Source organism: Mucilaginibacter metallidurans (genome assembly GCF_003286435.2).
GTDB lineage: Bacteria > Bacteroidota > Bacteroidia > Sphingobacteriales > Sphingobacteriaceae > Mucilaginibacter > Mucilaginibacter gossypii.
Window position 1 is genome coordinate 2,665,727 of record NZ_CP043449.1, and the last position, 17,044, is coordinate 2,682,770.

Consider the following 17,044-nt stretch of genomic DNA (forward strand, 5'->3'; position numbering starts at 1 on the left):
CCATCAGGGCTGACGTATAAGAAACGGTAAAAATGAGTAGTGTTACCAACAAAATGTTGGTAAAGAGGGAATAAGTTTAAATGTTCGGGGGGGGGTAAAGGCTTTTAGAGTTTTTTCTTTGTAAAAAGAATATGACAACCTCACTCCATGATCATTTCAGATGGATACCCGATCCGCGCACGGGCAATAATAAGAAACATAATTTACTGGAAGTAATAATCCTATCGGTATTGGCGGTTGTATGCGGTGCGGAAAGCTGGTACGAAATGGAGGAGTTTGGCAAGGAAAAAGAAGACTTTTTAAAACAGTTGCTACCGCTTGAAAATGGCATACCGAGTCATGATACGATCAATCGCGTTTTTATGATGATCGATGCGGATGTTTTTGAACGCTGTTTCCGCGCCTGGACGGCGGAACTTGGCCAGAGCCTTCAAACAACAGGTACATCTGGCGAAAGGGAACTGATTGCTATCGATGGAAAGAGCGTCTGCAATAGCGCCTGCAAGCATCAGGGATTGGGGGCATTACATTTGGTAAGTGCCTGGTCAGGCCGTAATCAGTTGGTACTTGGGCAACAAAAGGTGGCTGACAAGAGTAATGAGATTAGTGCCATCCCGGCATTACTATCTTTATTGAACATTAAGGGGGCAGTAGTCAGCATCGATGCGATGGGCACCCAAAAAGCAATCGCTGAAAAGATTATCGAAAGTCAGGGGGATTATATCCTGGCCCTGAAGCAAAACCATGAAACGTTTTATGACCAGGTAACCAACCAGTTTAACTTCAGGGAAGACAGTTACAGCCAGCATCTGGATAAAGGGCACGGGCGGTCTGAGATCAGAACCTGCAAGGTCATACATGAACTTAACTGGATTGACGAAAAGGAAAATTGGAAAGGAATAAAGAGTATTATCAAAATCACCTCCGAACGCATAATTGGGGACAGCCGTACTACACAAAATCGTTATTACATCTCCAGCCTTCAGGCAGACGCTGCCTATTTTAACCAAGCCATCCGCACACATTGGGGAATAGAAAACCAGTTGCACTGGCAACTGGATGTTGGTTTTGCCGAAGATTATAATACCACACGAAATAGTCAGGCTGCACAAAATCTTGCTGTAGTCAGAAAGATAGCTTTAAATATTCTAAAGGCTGACAAAACCAGCAAAGCCAGCATAAAGGCCAAAAGAAAAATGGCTGGGTGGAATCACAAGTTTCTCCTAACACTTATAGCTAACAAAAATTTCTAATGCGTCGGCCCTGCATGATCCATGAACTATCAGCCATGAACCACAAAATTTCCCTATCTTTATCCCCGCAAAACGTTCTATCGCTGCCAGCTTGTTTGGCGGAGGAAAGTCCGGGCAACATAGAGCATCCTGCTTCCTAACGGGAAGGCGCCGGCAGCCGGCGACAGCAAAGTGCCACAGAGAAAATACCGCCCGCTTAGGTGGGTAAGGGTGAAAACGTGAGGTAAGAGCTCACGGCATAACCGGGCGACCGGCTATGACGGTAAACCTCAGGAGTTGAAAAACCAAATAGGTCCTGAAAGCGGAGTTGCTCGCTCCCGTATCTGCCGTAAGGCAGGTCGTTAGGATGGGTAGGTTGTTTAAACCTGTTAGTGATAACAGGGCCAGATAAATGATAGAAGTTGCCTTTAACGAGGCAAAACAGAACCCGGCTTATAGGTTTGCTGCTGTATAACCCCTTGCTGTAAAGCGAGGGGTTTCTTTATTTACCTCAATTTATTTTTAATAAATTTTATAACCCTGCAAACATTTATCCGCCTTAAACCTTTATAGCACATTAAAAGTGTTTGTTTTTCTATACAAACCCATATATTAGCAAACAACAATTACACATCGGTACATAATTACAAAACATGGCTAAAATTTTAATAATTGATGATGAACGGTCTATTCGTAATACGCTTCGCGAGATTCTAGAGTATGAAGATTACGAGGTTGAAGATGTAGATAACGGGGTTGACGGCCTTCAGTTAATTGAAAAAAAAGACTATGATCTGGTACTATGCGACATTAAAATGAACCGCATGGATGGCATGGAAGTACTTACCGAAGGCCTTGCCATTAAGCCTGATCTTCCTTTCATCATGATATCAGGCCACGGCACGGTTGAAACCGCTGTGGAAGCCAGTAAAAAAGGAGCATTTGACTTTATCTCAAAACCGCCCGACCTGAATCGCCTGCTCATTACCGTTCGTAACGCGCTTGACAGGGGAAGTCTTGTTGTTGAGGCTAAGGTCCTTAAACGTAAAGTATCAAAGGTGCGCTCGATTTTAGGCGAATCGCAGGCTATCCTCAAAATAAAAGAAACTATTGACCGGGTGGCCCCCACCGATGCCCGCGTATTGGTTACGGGTGCCAATGGCAGTGGTAAAGAGCTGGTTGCGCGTTGGTTGCACGAAAAATCAAACCGCTCAAGTGCACCTATTATTGAGGTAAACTGTGCTGCCATTCCATCAGAGTTAATTGAAAGTGAACTATTCGGTCATGAAAAAGGTTCGTTTACATCAGCCATTAAACAGCGTATTGGCAAGTTTGAATCGGCAAATGGAGGAACGTTATTTTTGGATGAGATAGGTGATATGAGCCAGTCGGCCCAGGCTAAAGTTTTGCGTGCCTTACAGGAAAATAAGATTACGCGCGTAGGCGGCGAAAAGGAAATTGACGTTGATGTACGTGTAGTAGCGGCAACCAACAAGGACCTGCTAAAAGAAATTGAAGCCGGTAATTTCCGTATGGACTTGTATCACCGCCTAAGTGTAATACTAATCCACGTACCACCGCTTATTGAACGCAAAGACGACATCCCGCTGTTAACTCAAAGCTTTTTGGATGAGATTTGCAATGAATATGGCATGCCGGTTAAAAAGATCTCTGATGCTGCACTTGAGGCCCTTAAAGCCCTGCCATGGACCGGTAATATCCGTGAACTCCGCAACATGGTTGAGCGCTTGATCATCCTGAGTGACAAAGTTATCACAGATAATGACGTGAGGGCGTTTGCAAACCCATCTGCACCAGCAGCAGTTGGCACTGGCAGCGCAGCCGCTCCTGCCCCACAAACAGATTTTGATCAGTTCAATAACTTCCAGGAATATAAGGACTTCGCCGAGCGTGAATACATCAAATTCAAGCTGGAGAAAAACAACTGGAATGTGTCAAAAACTGCTGATGATATCGATATTCAACGCAGTCACTTGTACAGTAAAATTGAAAAATTTGGCCTTAAGCGCGGCGAATAACATAAACTTTTGAAATTATTTTAAAAAGCATCGGCAAATATGATAGCCGGTGCTTTTTTTATGTTATTATTGTATATCAATAACCTTTATTAACACCATGAAAACCTATTACTTAGCATCTTTTTTATTACTCGCGTTATGCTCATGCAGTAACCCGCCAAAGGCAACTACAGAAACAACCGAACCGGCCGGTAAGCTTGACGGGACCTGGCATCTGATATCAAGCAAAAGCATTATGAAGGGCGATACTACAGTAACCACCCCTCCTAAAGACCAGGAAATGTTCAAGATGTTTAATGCCACTAACTTCGCCTTCTTCACGCATGACCTGGTACACGGCAAAACAGCCAAACCGGTTTATTCGTCGGGCGCGGGCACTTATACCCTATCCGGCGATGATTATACCGAGCACCTGGCTTATTGCGATGCCCGCGATTGGGAAAACAGGGATTTCAAATTTAAGCTCACTATGAAAAATGACACCTTGACTCAAAAAGGAATTGAGAAGATAGACAGCCTCAGGGTTGATCATGAGATCATTGAAACTTATGTAAGAGTGAAATAAACCTTAAAACTTATATTTTAAAGCCCGGCGTGTTCCGGGCTTTTTATTTGCATTGTCACGTCCTAAACGAACCGAACAGCATTTCACCTTTACAATAACAATAAATCGTAACCTGCGCGGTAACCCATTCGTTAAAACCTAAATTACCCTTTTTATAATAAGTTAAATTTTATTGGAAAGCCTTCACAAAAAGTTAGCCGATTGTTGTTTGTAAACGATGGAATTTATTGAAGAAGTCTTTTTATCGGCCCGGATTTAATTGTAGTTTACCTGCTAAAAACCATTCAAAGAATGAAGCTGTTAATTAGCCATAAAATACTGTTAATGTTATCGTTATTTACATTTTCATTTAATCGCTGCCGGCCGCAAAAAAGCTCAGAAGGCATTACAACTATTAAATCTATTCACACAATTTCAGCTACGAGTTCAAATATTCCGCTTAAAAACATGTTTGGCATAAACGCGTATGAATGGAATTTTTTGCAGGATCCCGCCAATCCTGAGCAAAAAGGAGCCATTTACGAAACCAACATGAACCTTATCAAGTCATTCAGTGCAGTAAGGCATTATTTAGGCTGGGCCCGGATGGAAAGCACTAAAGGCAACTATACCTTCAACCCCACTCATAAAGACAACTGGAACTATGATCTCATTTATAGCCGTTGCAAGCAGGAAGGTATATTGGTTTTAGCAGATATAAAAAATTGTCCGCCATGGTTGGTTAATACTTATCCTAACAATATGCGGGATCTTGAAAATGCGCCGCTTATTTATGGCTTAAGTAAGGCTGATCCGGCAAGCTATATTGACCAGGCGCACATGGCCTTTCAATTTGCCGCCAGGTATGGCTATAATACTAATATTAACAAGGCATTGATAAAAGTTGACACCAGCATGCGATGGGCAAATGACTCGCCTAACCAGGTAAAAGTGGGCATGGGCTTTATAACTTACGTAGAGTGTGATAATGAGCGCGATAAATGGTGGAAAGGATCGGCAACACAACAAACCGCTGAAGAATATGCAGCTAACATGTCGGCCTTTTATGATGGCAACAAGGGGAAGTTAGGAAAAAATGCCGGTGTAAAAAATGCAGATCCTAATATGAAAGTGGTAATGGGTGGATTAGCTACAGCCGACATAAATTTTGTAAAGAAAATGGTAGAGTGGTGCCGCATCAACCGTGGTTACAGGGCCAACGGCAGTATCAATCTGTGTTTTGATATTATTAACTACCACTATTACAACAATAACGGTAATATTTTAACACATCAGTCTGCCACGTTTGGCTTGCCGCCGGAATTGTCGATGGCGGGGCAAATTGCTGATTCGTTTGTTCAGTATGCAAATTCTTTTGTTAAACCAATCCCTGTTTGGGTAACCGAGTCTGGCTACGATATAAACAAGGGAAGCTATCAGAGAGCTTTAGATGTAGGGCAAAAGACATCGAAAAGCACCCAGGCAGATTGGATTTTAAGAACTTCGCTTCTTTACATCAGGCATGGTATACAACGTGTATTTTATTACCAGCTTTTTGACGATGCTCCTAATGTTGCTGTTCAATATGCCACATCTGGTTTAGCCGAAAATGGCAAACGCAGGCCTGCTGCCGATTTTATATTGCAAACATCAAAATTAATGGGTAACTACACCTACACAAGTACCATTAATGCCGACCCACTGGTTGATAAATATCTATCGGGATCACAAAGCATGTACATATTAACCATCCCTGATTATCGGGCACGTACAGGCACATACACACTCAACCTCGGCACAGCTAAAGCAAATGTTTACAAACTAAAAACAGGTGCCGATAATGTTGTTAAAACAACCCTAAAAACAGTTAACGGGAAACTTATTGTTAAAGTAACCGAAACACCAATCTTTGTACAGGGCACAAACTAAATAAATGCCGAAAGGCTCCTCCTCACCTCCCTGGCGTACATACCGCCAAACAGGTTTACGTGAACCAGTAGCGGATAAAGGTTCCAAAGTTTAAGACGCTGTTGCCAACCAGGCAGCAACGAAAATTCCTGATTATAAGCCTCATAAAAAGCGCGGTCAAAACCACCGAAAAGCGTGGTCATCGCAATATCAAACTCCCGGTTACCATAACTAACCGCCGGATCGATCAGGTAAGGTTTGCCACTGGTATCAATCAAGTAATTGCCTCCCCAAAGGTCTCCGTGCAGTAATGCGGGCGGTTCTTCTGCAAACACATTCGGCAGCTTTTTATAGAGCTCGTCAAACAGGTACATGTCGGTTTGATTAAGTTCTCTTTTATCTACAGCCATTTTTACCATCGGCTGCAATCTTTCTTCGATAAAAAACCGGGCCCAGTTATTGTGCTGTTTGTTGCTTTGATGGAGCGAACCCATATAATTATCTGCTTCAAACCCAAATTGTGCAGCTGTGTCACGATGCATGAGAGCAAGTTGCCTGCCCAATTTTTGCGATGATATCGCATCACCGTATCCTGTTTCAATCCATTGCAGCATAAGATAGCTTTCGTCACCTGTATCGCCCTGTAAAACAACCTCAGGTATAGCTATTGTTTTTGTTTTGCGGATAGCAGCTAAACCACTCACCTCGCTTTTAAACATGCCCGGAAATTTACGGAGGCTATTTATCTTAATAAAAAAATCACCTAACGTGGTTTGCAAACAGTAAGCTTGATTAATATCGCCTCCACTTATCGGGCTTACATTCTTAATCTGAGCGTCTAGCTTACTCTCGATATCACTTATTATGCTTGCCGAGACAGCCATTTTGTTCTGATATTATTTAAATTAAAAATTTCAAAATAGTTAATTTATTAGCCGATACAAATTATCGGTTTAAAAAGTTATTTTTGCGGTTCAATGGAGCACATTCGTAATTTTTGTATCATAGCACATATCGACCACGGCAAAAGCACACTTGCTGATAGGTTATTAGAGTATACTAACACCATAACGCAGCGCGAATCCCAGGCGCAATTGCTTGACGATATGGATCTGGAACGCGAACGCGGTATCACCATAAAAAGCCATGCCATACAAATGGATTATGTCCTTGATGGTCAAAAATATGTGCTCAACCTGATCGATACCCCCGGTCATGTGGATTTTTCATATGAAGTATCACGTTCAATAGCAGCGTGTGAAGGCGCTTTACTAATAGTGGACGCTGCACAGGGTATCCAGGCGCAAACCATTTCAAACCTCTATCTGGCTTTAGAGAACGACCTTGAAATTATCCCGATCCTGAATAAAATGGACCTTCCCGGCGCTATGCCCGAGGAAGTTAAGGATCAAATAGTCGATCTTATAGGCTGCAAACGTGAGGAGATCCTTGCCGCATCGGGCAAAACCGGCATGGGTGTTCATGATATTTTACGCGCCATTGTTGAGCGTGTGCCCGCTCCGGTAGGTGATCCTAAAGCTCCGCTGCAAGCACTGATCTTTGATTCGGTGTTCAACTCATTTCGTGGCATCATAGCTTATTTTAAAGTTGTAAACGGCGAGATCCGAAAAGGCGACAAAGTAAAATTCGTAGCTACCGAGAAGCAATATCTTGCTGATGAAGTTGGCACGCTTAAATTGCGCCCGTTAGCTAAAGACGTAATCAAAACCGGCGACGTAGGTTATATCATATCAGGTATAAAGGAAGCAAAAGAGGTTAAGGTTGGTGATACGATCACCCATGTTGACCGCCCTTGCGAAGAAGGTATACAAGGTTTTGAAGAGGTCAAACCAATGGTATTCGCAGGTATTTATCCTGTTGATACCGAGGACTATGAAGAACTTCGTGAGTCAATGGCTAAATTACAGCTCAATGATGCATCGTTGGTTTTTGAACCGGAATCATCAGCGGCTTTAGGCTTTGGTTTCCGTTGCGGTTTCCTGGGCATGCTGCATATGGAAATCATCCAGGAGCGCTTGGAGCGCGAATTTAACATGACGGTGATCACTACCGTTCCCAACGTATCATATCTGGCTCACACCACCAAGGGCGATTCGTTTACGGTAAATAACCCGTCCGATCTACCTGATCCAAGTAAAATTGACTTTGTAGAAGAGCCTTATATTAAAGCTACTATCATCACCAAATCTGAATTTGTTGGCCCGGTAATGTCGCTTTGTATTCAAAAACGCGGTACCATCGTAAATCAGTCATATCTCACATCCGAGCGTGTTGAGCTGATCTTCGAGATGCCAATGGGCGAGATCGTATTTGATTTTTATGATAAGCTGAAAACCATTTCAAAAGGTTACGCCTCTTTCGATTATCACCAGATTGGTTATCGTCAGTCAGATTTGGTTAAACTCGATATCCGCTTAAACAGCGAACCTGTTGACGCACTTTCATCCCTGATCTTCCGCGGTAATTCATATGATTTTGGTAAAAAGATCTGCGAAAAATTAAAGGAACTTTTACCCCGCCAGCAGTTTGAGATTATTATCCAGGCTTCGATCGGCGCCAAGATCATAGCCCGCGAAACAGTAAAAGCTCTACGTAAAGACGTGACCGCCAAATGTTATGGTGGTGATATTTCCCGTAAGCGTAAACTGTTGGAAAAACAGAAACAAGGTAAAAAACGCATGCGTCAGGTAGGTAACGTAGAGATACCGCAGTCGGCATTTATGGCAGTTTTAAAGTTGGATTAATCTCTTAATTCCTTTGAAGGGGAGCGAGAGTGAATAAATTAATATATTCTGTACAGGTTAGTTACATATCTTACAGCAACCGGATTTGTTAAACATATTCATTTAGGAGACTTTATTTATGGCAAATGGATTGTGTACGATGCCGGTGAACCAAAATATTACATTGATGCTTTCAATAAAGACGCAGATTCAAATAAAATTATATTTGAAATGCTCCTGAACAATAAAACAGAAACTATTGAAAGTATCATTAACAAGATAAATCAAAATCACACATTAAAACTATCCCTGGATAACAGGCCTTTTATAAGAATACGAGTGAAATCAGAGCCGGTAAATTTAAGTTTGCCTCCGTTGCCTGATCACTTGGTTAAACACATTTAATAATGCAGCTTTTAGACGGAAAATACGTTTCAGAAAAACTTAAGGTTGAAATAGCTGAAGAAGCAGCTAAAATATTAGAAAAAACCGGCAGGAAGCCTCACCTGGTGGCAGTATTGGTTGGTCACGATGGTGGCAGTGAAACTTATGTAGCCAGCAAAATGAAGAACTGCGAAAAAGTTGGCTTCAAATCATCGCTGGTGCGTTATGAAGACGATGTTACTGAAGAAGAGTTGCTGAAAAAAGTTGAAGAGCTCAATGCTGATTCTGATATCGACGGCATTATCGTACAACTTCCGCTACCAAAACATATCGATCCCGAAAAAGTAACCGAGCGTATCGACCATCGTAAAGATGTTGATGGCTTTCACCCGGTTAACCTGGGCCGCATGCAGCGTAATTTACCATCGTTTATACCGGCAACTCCTTATGGCATTACTTTAATGCTTAAAGAATACGGTATTGAAACTGCCGGTAAACATTGCGTGGTTGTTGGCCGCAGCAATATCGTTGGCTCGCCAATGAGTATCCTCATGGCACGCAACACTACGCCGGGCAACTGTACAGTAACCATTTGCCACAGTCGCACACCCGATATCAAAAAATTCACTCTTGATGCAGACATACTGATCGTAGCTATCGGTAAAAAGAATTTCATTACTGCCGATATGGTTAAAGATGGTGTAGTAATTGTTGATGTGGGTATGAACCGCGAAACCTCAACTACAACAAAATCGGGCTTTAAACTTTACGGCGATGTTGATTTTGAAAACGTAGCACCAAAATCATCATGGATTACCCCAGTACCAGGCGGCGTAGGCTTGATGACCATTGTCGGTTTGCTTAAAAACACATTGGCTTCGGCTAATAAAGAGGTGTATAAATAGTGAGTAGTTTATTGGGTTGATTAGGTGAATGGTTCCTTTTTTCCATTCACTTAATCAACCCCTCACTTAAATCCTCTCAACTTATCCCAAATAGAGGCTACGCCAACGTACACTCCATCCTCCCTTACTTCCACAGGATAAGTTTCAATAAAATCATTTTGCCCTTCGCCACCTTTTCCTGTTTCAAGATTATAAGTATAGCGATGATATGGACAAACAATCAGCTTCCTCACGCACAGGCCTTCGCTTAAATCGGCTCCGGCATGAGGACATTTAGCAGATACTGCATAAAGCTTAGTTTCAAAATTTACGAGGCAAATACTTTTACCGCCAACCTTAACCTTTTTTATAAATGTGCCTTCCATATAGACTAATCCCAAAACTTTATACCATTTCATTTATCGAATATATTAACAAAGGGATTTAAATCGGGATTGTCCAGATCAAAGCTGAATTTTTCATAAGCTATACGGGATAACAAGATCTTTACTGGCAGGGCTTCTTTAAACCCGTTCATATCATAATAATATACAAACTTTTTTTCCGCTGTATCCCACCTAAAGCCAAGATTTATTAAAGGATATCGAGATGCTATATCATCGTCATCAAAGTCTGCCGAATCAACAAAATTATTGTACTGTGAATCTAACGGATGGCTGATTTTTAAAAACTCTCCGGAGACTTCAAAATCAAGATTAAAATTTTCTTCCGCGCTCAGGCAAAACCTGAATTTTCTAATTCGCCTTTCATACAAATCGAACAATGCGTTGTCAATTACCTGGCTATCATTAAAATAAAGATCTGTTTGCTGCCGGTTTAATTTTTTAAGTTCATTTCTCGTTTCAACTATTTGCTCTTTATCAAAAGCAGAACGTTCGCCATCTTCAAAAGAAGAGTCCATCCACCTAATCCATCTTTCAAGTAAACTCTTTTTAACGTAAAAAGGATCTTTAAAACGCTTTAATGCGCCAAGATGACTATCTAAACGCCAAAGGCCTTCCTGTTGATAATGGGCATATAAATAGTCATACTCAGCAAGGCTTTTCTTAATTGACACTTCAAGCGATTTCTTTTCACCTTCAAAATATTCGATAATTTGGTCAAGGTCAGATTTCATGAGTACAAGTTATGCACTGCAAGTTTCAAAATCTAATATTACGCCAACATTTCTGAATCTTATTGAGCCAACCGATTTTAAAAATCAATTTTCAGATTCATCACATTTGGATTCTTAATTACCTCGTCCATGCTGGTAACAAGTGTAACTTCCCTCCTGTCGGCCGAGAGCATAGCCTTTGAATTATTGATCTTCTTTACAGGATGAGCAAACCTCAGGATCACCTTATAAGGCATATCGATAAGCATTGCCTTGGCCATCATGAAAGTGGCCTGAGTTTTCTTTAAAAAAGCGTTAAACTTAGCTTTATCAATGATGCGGTAAAATTTATGGGGAGTTATATCATACGAGTAGTAGTCCTGCCCTCCTACCATTTGACGTGCATCGAATGGCTTATTCGTTTTATCGGTGGTGGTAATAGCGCTTATCTGGGTATTGAGGGCTATTTTCGATACATTTTGAAGATAGTATTGCAGATCTGCGGCGTTTTTAGCCGTATGATTAAGCGTTACTTTCATAACACTCTTTTTAAGGTTCATGTTAACTGTTAGCTCACTGCTTTTGGCCAGTTCAATTTCAGCGGCTTTCAGTTTTTGCTGGGCGCTATCGGGTATCGCACTATAAAAATTAAGCGTAGTGTCCTTAACCAAACTAAATTGAGGCGTTTCCTTAACCGAATCAGACATCAAATTAACCAATACCGATACTGCCCTACTCATATCAAAGGCGTAGGCAACTTTACAGGTTCCGTCGCTTTTAAAATCGTAATGCTCTTCAATATCTACACATGAACTAAAACAAAGCACTGCCATTAAAAATAAAGGAAGGTAAAGCTTTTTCATCTCCGGATATAAATTAAGCGTTAACGATACAGTTATTGCATTTTACGAAAAGAGATTTAATTGGTTATCTTAAAATTAAAGTAATTATAACAATTATAAATGAAAATAAAAAAAGGCAAAAAGATAAAGGTGAAAGGCAAAAGGTATTTTAGCGTGTACTTTTATTTTTTTTATAATGTAATTTGATGATAAAGCCAAGAGCTTTCACCTTTGGCGTTTTACCTTTCGCCTTATTAAGGTACTTCCATATTAGTGTAACCTTTTGGCTTTCACCTTTTAGCTTTCGCCTATATTTCAGTACCTTTGCACCCTCAAATAACTATGGCACACCAAATACCAGACGACGGCACGCTGCTTCCTTTAATGGAAGAGTTTTATACGATACAGGGGGAAGGGTACAATACGGGCAAAGCCGCATATTTTATTCGCCTTGGCGGCTGTGATGTAGGTTGCCATTGGTGTGATGTTAAAGAAAGTTGGGATGCCGAGTTACATCCCCTTACCGCGGCTGATACAATTGTGAGCAACGCTGCCCTTCATCCTGCAAAAGCTGTTGTAGTTACCGGTGGCGAGCCGCTTATTTACAACCTTGATTATTTGACCCACAACCTGCACGAAAAGGGAATAAAAACATTTATTGAAACTTCGGGTGCGTATCCGCTTTCGGGCGATTGGGACTGGATTTGCCTTTCACCCAAAAAATTCAAAGCGCCTACGCCAAACGTAGCCGAATGCGCCCACGAGTTAAAAGTCATCGTTTTCAATAAATCCGATTTTGAATGGGCTGAATATCACGCCAAAATGGTATCGCCCGACTGTAAGCTTTACCTGCAGCCCGAATGGTCAAAATCCAAAGAAATGACCCCGCTGATTGTGGATTATGTAAAAGAAAACCCACAATGGGAAATTTCACTACAAACACATAAGTATCTGAATATTCCATAATCTTTGTAACTTACGGTATTAATTATCCTAAGTTACAAATGAAGATTGCAGTATTATTGGTGCTTGCATTGTGTTTACCTGCTTTGCTTGGCGCCCAGCAGCAAACCCGGTATTCATCATCCAATAAAGAAGCTGTAAAATATTTTGCTACCGCTTATCAAAACCTTGATGAACATCTTTATGATGAGGCGATTCAAAACTCGCTTAAAGCTATTAGCGAAGATTCAAAGTTTATAGAAGCGCGGTTATTACTCGCCGACCTGTACCGAATGAAACGCATGTACAAGCCAGCTGTTGAGCAATACGCTAAAGTCATTTCACTTAGTCCGGAATTTAACAGGGGGGTATACCTCAAAGCCGCTGAAATGGAAATCCACGATGCAGGCTACGCACAGGCCCAGCAACATCTCGAAAAATACCTTACCTACCCTGATATAAGCCCTCAAAACAATACTTACGCAAAAAAAATGCTTGCCGATGCCAAATTCAGCATCCAGGCGATGACACATCCGGTACCATTTAAACCTATAAATATCGGCCCTGAAATAAACACTGCCAATGACGAGTACCTCCCGGTTGCTACAGCCGACGAAGGCACGTTGATATTTACCCGAAAAATCAATAACAACGAAGATTTTTATAAAAGCGAAATGATAAATGGCAAGTGGAATACTGCTACTTATTTAAGCAACCAAATTAATACTGAAAAATATAACGAAGGTGCACAATCCATATCGCAGGATGGTAAATACCTGTTTTTCACGGGATGCAATCGCCCCGACGGTTTGGGCCGTTGCGACATTTATATCGCTCAAAAACGGGGAAATGACTGGGGGAAACCTGTTGACCTAAACCCACCGGTAAATACGTCGGGCTGGGAATCCCAACCCTCGATAAATGCCGATGGCCGCACGCTTTACTTCGTAAGTAACCGTAAAGGTGGTTATGGCGGCTATGACATTTGGAAAAGCACGCTGGGTGAAAAAGGATGGGGCGAACCTGAAAACCTTGGCCCCAATATTAATACCCCCTACAATGAATTATCACCGTTTATTCACCCTGATGACAGTACACTTTACTTTAGCAGCGACGGGTGGCCGGGTTTAGGCAGCAAGGACCTGTTTGTTAGCCGCATGGATAAAGACGGTAAATGGCAAAAGCCCGAAAACCTTGGATATCCTATCAATACCAGTGGTGATGAGGGCGGCTTATCATTAACTGCCGCCGGAGATTATGCTTTCTTTTCATCGGATAATTTAAAGGGTTTGGGCGGTTATGATATTTATAAGTTCGAACTGCCTGTTAAGTTGCGGCCCCATTTGGTAACGTATGTTAAAGGCTTTGTAAAAGACGTAAAGACAAAAGCCCCCCTTGAAGCTGCAATTGAGATTATTGACCTGGAAAGTAACTTGCCAGTTTACCAGGATTACAGTGACGATGAACAGGGGGACTTTTTAGCCACACTAACGTCGGGCAAAAACTATGCACTTAATATTTCAAAAAGCGGATATCTGTTTTATTCCGAAAACTTTTCGCTTAAAAATTATAAGATTAAAAGCCCGTTTAACATTGTGGCACTGTTATCACCCATTGAAATTGGCAATAAGGTAATCCTTAAAAATATTTTCTTCGATACTAATAAGTTTGACCTTGAAAAGGAATCAAAAGCCGAACTTGCCAAGCTCATTGAATTTTTAGGGGTAAACTCAACTACCCGTATTGAGATCTCAGGTCATACAGATAACACAGGTAATCACCAGGGTAACCAAACCTTATCTGAAAACAGGGCAAAGTCTGTTTATCAATATCTTGTATCGAAAGGAATTGCCCCTACACGCCTTATTTACAAAGGATACGGTGAAACGCAACCGATAGCATCTAATACAACAGAGGAAGACAGGGCAAAGAACAGACGCACGGAATTTATGATTATAACTAAATAAACCTTAAAGCCAAAGCGGAAATCAGGGAAGAGTGGAAAGCAAAAAGCCTTCAGAATTTAATCTAAAGGCTTTCTTTATCAGAACTTTTTAGCAACTAATTCCCCAACTCCGACATGAATTTTATACGCATTAACTGCACCTCTTCACGGGTGTAATCATCACTGCCCAGTTCGGCTAAGGCTTCATCAATAGAGTCGGCTTCTGCAGTGCGGAAATAATCAAATACTTCTTCCTGCTTATCTTCGTCAATCACCTCATCAATATAGTAGTTCAGATTAAGTTTGGTTCCTGAGTTAACTATAGTTTCAACTTCTTTCAGGATCTCCTCATAAGTAAGACCTTTTGAAGCAGCAATATCATCAAGGTTTAAATGCCTGTCGATATTTTGGATAATGAAAACTTTAAGCGCCGATTTATTGGCAGCACTCTTGATCACCATATCAATTGGCCGGTCAATATCGTTATCCTCTACATATTTCTGGATCAAATCCGTAAATGGTTTACCAAATTTCAGCGCCTTGCCTGCACCAACACCCGAAATTTGTTTAAGTTCTTCGGTGTTGATCGGATAATGGGTGCACATCTCTTCTAACGAAGGATCCTGGAATATTACAAACGGTGGCAATCCTTTTTGTTTGGCCAGCTTTTTACGCAGCTCTTTAAGCATTTGCAGCAACTGGGTATCAAGTGCACCGCCGCTTTGTTTTGGTCCGTCGTCATCGTTGTCATCGTCAGCAGCCTCCATTACCTTATTCAAAACAAAACGGATACTGTGTGGATTCTCAATAAAGCCAATGCCACTTTTGGTGAGCCTTAAAAGCCCGTATTGATCAATGTCTTTTGAAATGTAATTGTTGAGTAACGCCTGCCTTAAAAGCGAGTTCCAAAGATTTTTACCTTGTTCTTTGCCCGAGCCGTAATAGTCAAGCTGATCATGCTCATAATTTTTGATCTGAGCATTTTCCTCACCCATTAATATGCTGAGGATATGGTGGTCGTCAAACTTTTCGCCAATATGCTTAATCAAACTTAATGCCCTGTGCAGGTGCTCCTCCCCATCAAAATGTTCTTTATGGGTACAGCAATTATCGCACATGTTATTACAGCCTGCTTCATTAAAGTTTTCGCCAAAATAATGCAATAATTGTTTACGGCGACAAACCGACGACTCGCAATAATCGATAACTTCCTTTAGTATCTGAGTACCTATTTCACGTTCTGAAACAGGCTTGTCTTTCATAAATTTCTGAAGTTTATCAATGTCCTTCTCCGAATAAAAAGCCACGCAAACACCTTCTCCTCCGTCACGCCCGGCCCTTCCTGTTTCCTGGTAGTAACCTTCCATACTTTTAGGCACATCATGGTGTATAACGTAGCGAACATCGGGTTTATCAATACCCATACCGAATGCAATCGTAGCAACAATAACATCAACATCTTCCATCAGGAATTTGTCCTGCGTTTCTGCACGCACTTTAGGATCAAGCCCTGCGTGATAGGGCAATGCCCTTACCCCGTTAAGGTTCAGCGCCTCGGCTACTTCCTCAACCTTTTTGCGGCTAAGGCAATACACAATTCCCGATTTGCCCTGATTTTGTTTTACAAATTTTACAATCTCTTTGATAACATTACGCTTGGCCCTAACTTCATAAAACAGGTTACCCCGGTTAAATGACGATTTAAATACGGTTGCATTATTCATTTGCAGGTTTTTTTGAATATCCTGCTGAACTTTTGGGGTAGCTGTAGCTGTTAGAGCAATTATGGGGATATTTTCACCTATATTACTGATCACCTGGCGTATTTTGCGGTATTCGGGCCTGAAATCATGCCCCCACTCCGAAATGCAATGCGCTTCATCTACCGCCACGAATGAAACGTGGTTAAGGCGTAAGAAATCAATATTTTCCTGCTTGGTTAACGATTCGGGGGCCACGTACAATAACTTGGTTTTCCCTGCCAGTACATCTTCCTTAACCTTGCCTATCTCTGATTTTGTAAGTGATGAATTTAAAAAATGGGCTATACTATCTGATCCTCCAAACGCCCTGAGCTGATCTACCTGATTTTTCATCAGGGCTATCAATGGTGAAATTACGATTGCCGTGCCATCGCTCATCAAAGCTGGTAACTGATAACACATCGATTTGCCGCCACCGGTAGGCATAATAACGAATGTATCATTACCGGCCAGGATGTTGGTTATTATCGCTTCCTGTTCTCCCTTAAAATTATCAAACCCGAAAAAATTCTGGAGATTGTCAAATAGCGATTTCTTTGTTTCTATCATTATTTTAACAAATTCTTAAATTGTATTTAAAAGTTTAAAGTAACAAAATTTTCTAAATAAACGATGGATTTACTTTTAAATTTTATGCAAAAATGATGATTAGATGAAAAACAATTTCATTGCTCGTTCATTTAAAGAACCAGACAAATTT

The 17,044-nt window shown here is 41.2% G+C and carries 13 protein-coding genes and 1 other RNA gene; 9 read left to right on the forward strand and 5 right to left on the reverse strand.

Annotated features, from left to right (window positions below; translation table 11 throughout):
* Positions 1–131 precede the first annotated feature (131 nt).
* The 5 genes from DIU38_RS11535 (at position 132) to DIU38_RS11555 (ending at position 5,744) form a co-directional block, all read left to right on the forward strand.
* A complete protein-coding gene (locus tag DIU38_RS11535; RefSeq protein ID WP_149354031.1) occupies positions 132–1,253 on the forward strand; it encodes an ISAs1 family transposase in 1,122 nt (373 codons plus the stop codon).
* A 64-nt stretch (positions 1,254–1,317) separates the two neighbouring features.
* Positions 1,318–1,704, forward strand: an RNA gene (rnpB, locus tag DIU38_RS11540) — RNase P RNA component class A.
* Between the two features lie 181 nt (positions 1,705–1,885).
* Entirely contained in the window at positions 1,886–3,271 is a 1,386-nt protein-coding gene (locus tag DIU38_RS11545) for a sigma-54-dependent transcriptional regulator (RefSeq protein WP_112659136.1), read from the forward strand.
* Between the two features lie 97 nt (positions 3,272–3,368).
* Positions 3,369–3,836, forward strand: a complete 468-nt coding sequence (locus DIU38_RS11550) for a hypothetical protein (protein ID WP_112659138.1) — start codon at positions 3,369–3,371, stop codon at positions 3,834–3,836.
* A 447-nt stretch (positions 3,837–4,283) separates the two neighbouring features.
* Entirely contained in the window at positions 4,284–5,744 is a 1,461-nt protein-coding gene (locus tag DIU38_RS11555; protein ID WP_146750470.1) for a hypothetical protein, read from the forward strand.
* On the opposite strand, the gene DIU38_RS11560 is transcribed toward DIU38_RS11555, so the two are convergent.
* Positions 5,741–6,607, reverse strand: coding sequence for a fructosamine kinase family protein (locus tag DIU38_RS11560; RefSeq protein WP_112659142.1), 867 nt, complete (start codon positions 6,605–6,607; stop codon positions 5,741–5,743). The two genes, DIU38_RS11555 and DIU38_RS11560, sit on opposite strands and share 4 nt — an antisense overlap.
* 93 nt (positions 6,608–6,700) lie before the next feature.
* Here DIU38_RS11560 and lepA point away from each other — a divergent pair, with 93 nt between their 5' ends.
* Both lepA and DIU38_RS11570 read left to right on the forward strand, forming a co-directional pair.
* Positions 6,701–8,488: a translation elongation factor 4 gene (lepA, locus tag DIU38_RS11565; protein ID WP_112659144.1), complete on the forward strand. Its 1,788-nt coding sequence runs from the start codon at positions 6,701–6,703 to the stop codon at positions 8,486–8,488.
* A gap of 386 nt (positions 8,489–8,874) precedes the next feature.
* The gene (locus DIU38_RS11570) at positions 8,875–9,756 is read left to right on the forward strand and encodes a bifunctional 5,10-methylenetetrahydrofolate dehydrogenase/5,10-methenyltetrahydrofolate cyclohydrolase (RefSeq protein WP_112659148.1); all 882 of its coding nucleotides are present in this window, start codon (positions 8,875–8,877) and stop codon (positions 9,754–9,756) included.
* Positions 9,757–9,818: 62 nt separating this feature from the next.
* On the opposite strand, the gene DIU38_RS11575 is transcribed toward DIU38_RS11570, so the two are convergent.
* From DIU38_RS11575 to DIU38_RS11585, 3 genes are all read right to left on the reverse strand, one after another.
* The gene (locus tag DIU38_RS11575) at positions 9,819–10,154 is read right to left on the reverse strand and encodes a Rieske (2Fe-2S) protein (protein ID WP_112659150.1); all 336 of its coding nucleotides are present in this window, start codon (positions 10,152–10,154) and stop codon (positions 9,819–9,821) included.
* Entirely contained in the window at positions 10,151–10,873 is a 723-nt protein-coding gene (locus DIU38_RS11580) for a hypothetical protein (protein ID WP_112659152.1), read from the reverse strand. The genes DIU38_RS11575 and DIU38_RS11580 overlap by 4 nt, the downstream gene beginning before the upstream one ends.
* Before the next feature lie 77 nt (positions 10,874–10,950).
* A complete protein-coding gene (locus tag DIU38_RS11585) occupies positions 10,951–11,715 on the reverse strand; it encodes a hypothetical protein (protein ID WP_112659154.1) in 765 nt (254 codons plus the stop codon).
* 321 nt (positions 11,716–12,036) lie between these two features.
* Here DIU38_RS11585 and DIU38_RS11590 point away from each other — a divergent pair, with 321 nt between their 5' ends.
* Both DIU38_RS11590 and DIU38_RS11595 read left to right on the forward strand, forming a co-directional pair.
* The gene (locus DIU38_RS11590; RefSeq protein ID WP_090525991.1) at positions 12,037–12,660 is read left to right on the forward strand and encodes a 7-carboxy-7-deazaguanine synthase QueE; all 624 of its coding nucleotides are present in this window, start codon (positions 12,037–12,039) and stop codon (positions 12,658–12,660) included.
* 38 nt (positions 12,661–12,698) lie between these two features.
* Complete coding sequence (locus DIU38_RS11595) at positions 12,699–14,603, forward strand: OmpA family protein (protein ID WP_112659156.1); 1,905 nt, start codon at positions 12,699–12,701, stop codon at positions 14,601–14,603.
* Positions 14,604–14,697: 94 nt separating this feature from the next.
* On the opposite strand, the gene recQ is transcribed toward DIU38_RS11595, so the two are convergent.
* Positions 14,698–16,890: a DNA helicase RecQ gene (gene recQ, locus DIU38_RS11600; RefSeq protein WP_112659158.1), complete on the reverse strand. Its 2,193-nt coding sequence runs from the start codon at positions 16,888–16,890 to the stop codon at positions 14,698–14,700.
* Positions 16,891–17,044: the final 154 nt, after the last annotated feature.

Coding starts and splice junctions, on each gene's coding strand:
- DIU38_RS11535 (WP_149354031.1), top strand. CDS start 132: ATGACAACCTCACTCCATGATCATTTCAGATGGATACCCGATCCGCGC.
- DIU38_RS11545 (WP_112659136.1), top strand. CDS start 1,886: ATGGCTAAAATTTTAATAATTGATGATGAACGGTCTATTCGTAATACG.
- DIU38_RS11550 (WP_112659138.1), top strand. CDS start 3,369: ATGAAAACCTATTACTTAGCATCTTTTTTATTACTCGCGTTATGCTCA.
- DIU38_RS11555 (WP_146750470.1), top strand. CDS start 4,284: ATGTTTGGCATAAACGCGTATGAATGGAATTTTTTGCAGGATCCCGCC.
- DIU38_RS11560 (WP_112659142.1), bottom strand. CDS start 6,607: ATGGCTGTCTCGGCAAGCATAATAAGTGATATCGAGAGTAAGCTAGAC.
- lepA (WP_112659144.1), top strand. CDS start 6,701: ATGGAGCACATTCGTAATTTTTGTATCATAGCACATATCGACCACGGC.
- DIU38_RS11570 (WP_112659148.1), top strand. CDS start 8,875: ATGCAGCTTTTAGACGGAAAATACGTTTCAGAAAAACTTAAGGTTGAA.
- DIU38_RS11575 (WP_112659150.1), bottom strand. CDS start 10,154: ATGAAATGGTATAAAGTTTTGGGATTAGTCTATATGGAAGGCACATTT.
- DIU38_RS11580 (WP_112659152.1), bottom strand. CDS start 10,873: ATGAAATCTGACCTTGACCAAATTATCGAATATTTTGAAGGTGAAAAG.
- DIU38_RS11585 (WP_112659154.1), bottom strand. CDS start 11,715: ATGAAAAAGCTTTACCTTCCTTTATTTTTAATGGCAGTGCTTTGTTTT.
- DIU38_RS11590 (WP_090525991.1), top strand. CDS start 12,037: ATGGCACACCAAATACCAGACGACGGCACGCTGCTTCCTTTAATGGAA.
- DIU38_RS11595 (WP_112659156.1), top strand. CDS start 12,699: ATGAAGATTGCAGTATTATTGGTGCTTGCATTGTGTTTACCTGCTTTG.